This window comes from Deltaproteobacteria bacterium, assembly GCA_009929795.1.
GTDB lineage: Bacteria > Desulfobacterota > Desulfovibrionia > Desulfovibrionales > Desulfomicrobiaceae > RZZR01.
The window spans coordinates 1-1012 of sequence record RZZR01000407.1; the positions used below are offsets into that span (position 1 = coordinate 1).

Genomic DNA, 1012 nt, shown 5'->3' on the forward strand with positions numbered 1-1012 from the left:
TGGGGCTCTGGCCTGCCGGGTCGCCGGGTTCGATGCCCAGGCCGTGCTCATACCCGAGCCCTTCGGGCCGACCATGCTTACGGCCCAGCCAGGAGTCCTTTGGTTCCGGGTTTCGGTCCGGGGTCGGGCCACCCATGTGCTCCAGGCCGGGGCCGGGGCCAACGCCATTGAGAAGTGCTGGCCCCTGATCAAGGCTTTGCGTGATCTTGAGGCCGAGATGAACCGCGAACCCAGGCCCGGACCCTGGGAGGCCATGGAGCACCCCATTCATCTGAACGTGGGCCGCATTCAGGGCGGAGATTGGCCTTCGACGGTGGCGGCCGAGGCTTTTTTCGAGGCCAGGCTGGCCTTTCTGCCGCCGACTGGCTTCAAGGACACGGCCGAGCGGATCAGGCTTTGCGTGGCCCGGGCGGCCGTGGCCGATCCCTGGCACGAGAATCATCCGCCCCAGGTCGAGTTCTTCGGATTCCGGTCAAAAGGCCATGTCGTGTCCGGAACCCCGGAGCCCTTCCGGGTCTTGGCCGACTGCCACCGGAGCCTGGCCGGTTCGGCCCCCGAGATCTACACGGCCACCTGCACCACGGACCTGCGGGCCTTTTTTCTGTCCGGACCGTCCCGGGCCACCTGCTTCGGGCCGGTGGCCGAGAACATCCACGGCCCGGACGAACGGGTCCGCCTGGACAGCGTGCTCTACACGGCCAGTGTGTACGCTCTGTTCCTGGCCCGGTGGTGTGGATTGACGGAATGAACTTTACGGCGATGGAGGAACGATGCGAGAGGTGGTGATAGCCGGGTATGTGCGGACGGCCCAGTCCAGATCGAGACCCAAGGATCCGGAGCGGGACTGGTTCCACGCCCTGCGGGCCGACGACCTGCTGGCCCTGGTCCTGCCCGAGGTTTTGAAGAGAACCGGAGTCGAGTCGGCCGAAGTCGATGATCTCCTGGTTGGTTGCGCCTTGGGAGTGCGGGAGAACTGGACCTTTGGCGGTCGGACCCCAGTCTATCTGGCCGA

The 1012-nt window shown here is 66.1% G+C and carries 2 protein-coding genes; both read left to right on the forward strand.

The genetic code is table 11. The annotated features are described in order from the left end of the window. A partial coding sequence (locus tag EOM25_15340; GenBank protein ID NCC26554.1) for a M20/M25/M40 family metallo-hydrolase occupies window positions 1-748 on the forward strand: 748 nt, incomplete at its 5' end. Between the two features lie 22 nt (window positions 749-770). Beyond that, a partial coding sequence (locus tag EOM25_15345) for an acetyl-CoA C-acyltransferase (GenBank protein NCC26555.1) occupies window positions 771-1012 on the forward strand: 242 nt, incomplete at its 3' end.